The sequence below is a fragment of the Mesorhizobium sp. M7A.F.Ca.CA.002.05.1.1 genome, assembly GCF_003998335.1.
Taxonomy (GTDB): domain Bacteria; phylum Pseudomonadota; class Alphaproteobacteria; order Rhizobiales; family Rhizobiaceae; genus Mesorhizobium.
Genome location: NZ_RZQI01000690.1, coordinates 1 through 3,260, shown reverse-complemented (window position 1 = coordinate 3,260; position 3,260 = coordinate 1). Strand labels below are relative to the sequence as shown.

The following is a 3,260-nucleotide window of genomic DNA, read 5'->3' as shown; positions in this document are numbered from 1 at the left end:
GTCTGTTCCGACATGACCAGGATGCGATCGGCGGTTTCCAAGGCCTCGTCGAGTTCGGTGACGAACAAAAGCGTGGCGCGTCCGTTTGCACTCGCCCTGAGCTTGGCGGCAATGTCGCGCCGGGCCGAGATATCGACGCCCTGAAACGGCTCATCCAGGATGAACAGCCTTGCATCCTGCGCCATCCAGCGCGCGACCATCACCTTCTGCTGATTGCCGCCGGACAGCTCCGACATGTCGTCCTTCTCGGACCGACAGACGATGCCCAGTTCTTCGATCTGCCGGCGCGCGGTGGCGCGTTCCAGACGGCGCCTGAGAACAGCGAAGCGCGACATGCGCTTGTGAAACGGCAGGCTGATATTTTCCTGGATGTTGAAGCCTTGGACGATGCCATTCTCGCCGCGGTCCTTGGCAACGAGGAACACGCCGGCGGCGATCGCTTCGCCGGCTGTTTCAGGTGCATAAGGCCTGCCGTTCAGCGTCATTGTGCCGGCGAGCGGCTGGCGCACACCAAAGAGAGTCTCGGCAAGCGCCGTCTTGCCGACGCCGACGAGGCCGGTGATGGCAACGACCTCGCCGTCGCCGAGCGTCAGCGAGATCGGCCGGGCGCCCGGCGCAATGCGTAGACCCTCGATCGTCACGACTGCCTTGGCCGAATTCCTGACGACGATCTGGTCGAGATGGATCTTGCGGCCGAGCATGGCGTTGACCGCGCCTTCATAGTCGAGCGGTTTCCTGTCGAAAATGCCTGAGATGATCCCGTCACGCATCGAGACGATGCGGTCGGCCAGCCGCCTGATGTCCGACATGCGATGCGAGATGTAGAGGATCGCCACGCCCTGCTCGCGCAGCCTGTCGATCAGCGCGAACAGCCGGTCGGCCTCAGCGCTGGACAGCGATGAGGTCGGCTCGTCGAGGATCAGCACTTTCGGCTTGTGCGCCAGCGCGCGGGCAATCGCCACCATCTGGCGATCGGCCAGCGAAAGATCGCTCACCCGCGCCTTCAAATCGATGGCCAGCCCCATGCGGTCGGCAACCGCCTTGGCCTCCCGCCGCACACGGACGGGATTGAACAGGGTCGGCGCGCCGCTGCCGCTCAGTCGGTCGAGGGTCAGGTTGGTGGCGACGTCGAGGTCGGCGACGACACCGTCGTTAATATTCTGGTGCACGGTGACAACGCCGGCGCGGATCGCTTCGGCCGGGGTTTTCGGTGCGAAATCCTGGTCGGCGAGCGCCATCGTGCCGCCGCCGCGTTCGTAGACACCGGAGATGATCTTGACGAGGGTGGATTTGCCGGCGCCGTTGGCGCCCATCAGCACGGTGACTTCGCCGGCATGCAATTCGACCGAGACGCCGCCTAGCACCTCGTTATGGCCAAAGGATTTCCTCAGTCCCTCTACGCGGAACACGGCATTACCGACCATGCGTTCCTCCCTGACATGACGCTATGGGCTGTATCGGCAATTGTCAACACGATTGACAATTGCCAGATCGCTTCCTAGCTTGGCCCAGCCGCCACGCCTCCGTTATGTTCGGAGCGCATAAGCGGGAGGATGACGATGACTGAAAAATTGCCGTTCGAAGCACTATCGGTCGAAACCCTGGCTGCACGCCTTGGCGGCAACGAGGCGCTATGCGCGAAGATCGGCAAGGACACTGGCGCCTGGAAGGTCCGCGAGGTCGGCGACGGCAATCTCAACCTGGTGTTCATCGTCGAGGGCGCCAGCGGTGCAGCCGTGGTCAAGCAAGCCCTGCCCTATGTTCGCCTGGTCGGCGACAGCTGGCCGCTGCCGTTGAAGCGCTCCTTCTTCGAATATCACGCACTGACCAGGCAAGAGGCACGCGCGCCAGGCTCGGTGCCGGCGATCCATTATTTCGATGAAGGCCAGGCGCTGATCATCATGGAATATCTTGCGCCGCCGCATATCATCCTGCGCCGTGCGCTGATCGACGGCCGGCAATTGCCGAACATCGCCCGGGATATCGGCCTGTTCATGGCCCGGACGCTGTTTCGCGGCTCCGACCTCCATATGGCCGCCAAGGACCGCAAGGCCGATCTGGCGCTGTTCGCCGACAATGTCGAGCTTTGCGACATCACCGAAAGCCTGGTGTTTTCCGACCCCTATTTCGACGCCAAGATGAACCGGCACACCTCGCCGCAGCTCGACGGCCTGGTCGCCGAACTGCGCGCCGACCGCGACCTCAAGGTCGAGGCGCAGCGGCTGAAGCACATCTTCGCCGCCAATGCCGAAACGCTGCTGCATGGCGATCTGCATTCCGGCTCGATCATGGTCACCGACAGCGAAACCCGGATGATCGATCCGGAGTTCGCCTTCTACGGTCCGATGGCTTTCGATGTCGGCATGCTGCTCGCCAATTTCTGGATGTCGTTCTTCTCGCAACGCGGCCACGAGGAGGAGGGAAAGCGCGACGCCATGCGCGCCTATCTGCTCGGTGTGACGGTCGAGACATGGTCGGTGTTCCGCGCCGAATTCTCGCATCTATGGCGCACCGAGCGCACCGGCATGCTCTATCAGAAGAGCCTGTTCGAGGATCAGGGCGACAGGCTCGGCGCCGAGCAGGCGCTCGACCATGTGCTGCACCAGATGTGGACCGACCTGCTCGGCTTTGCCGGCATCGAGGTTCATCGGCGTATCCTCGGCCTCGCCCACAATGCCGATTTCGAGACCATTGCCGACGAGGATCTGCGCGCCAGTTGTGAAGCAAAGGCGCTGCGATTCGGCCGCCATCTCGCCGTCAACCGGCGCCAGATCCACAGCATCGACGAGGTCAACCAACTGGCCGCGCTGATCGAACAGGAGAGCAGCATTTGAACGTCGGCGACCGCCACTATCGCACCATCTGGCTGAGCGACGACGGCCGTTCGGTCGATATCATCGACCAGCGCTGGCTGCCGCACGATTTCCGCATCGAGACGATCGGCACGGTCGACGGCATCGCCACCGCCATCCGCGACATGTGGGTACGCGGCGCGCCGCTGATCGGCGTCACCGCTGCCTACGGCGTCGCCATGCAGATGGCTGACGATCCGTCGGATGCAGCGCTCGATGCCGTGTGGGAGACCCTGCACGAGACGCGGCCAACCGCGATCAATCTGCGCTGGGCGCTGGACGAAATGCGGCGCTTCCTGCGGCCTTTGCCTCCCGAACAACGCGCCGAAGCCGCCTATCGGCGGGCCAGTGAGATCGCCGACGAAGATGTCGGCCTCAACCGCGCCATCGGCGAGAACGGTCTTGCCA

General features: G+C 63.5%; 2 protein-coding genes and 1 pseudogene. 2 read left to right on the top strand and 1 reads right to left on the bottom strand.

What is annotated here, in order from left to right:
* The coding region (locus EN939_RS26710) for a sugar ABC transporter ATP-binding protein (protein ID WP_164751238.1) at window positions 1-1,424 on the bottom strand (1,424 nt) is incomplete at its 3' end.
* 135 nt (window positions 1,425-1,559) lie between these two features.
* On the opposite strand from EN939_RS26710, the gene mtnK reads away from it, so the two are divergent.
* Both mtnK and EN939_RS26700 read left to right on the top strand, forming a co-directional pair.
* Window positions 1,560-2,834, top strand: a complete 1,275-nt coding sequence (gene mtnK, locus EN939_RS26705) for an S-methyl-5-thioribose kinase (RefSeq protein ID WP_127270091.1) — start codon at window positions 1,560-1,562, stop codon at window positions 2,832-2,834.
* A pseudogene (locus EN939_RS26700) lies at window positions 2,831-3,260 on the top strand (S-methyl-5-thioribose-1-phosphate isomerase); the annotation flags it as partial. The gene mtnK and the pseudogene EN939_RS26700, both read left to right, overlap by 4 nt.

Coding starts and splice junctions, on each gene's coding strand:
- mtnK (WP_127270091.1), top strand. CDS start 1,560: ATGACTGAAAAATTGCCGTTCGAAGCACTATCGGTCGAAACCCTGGCT.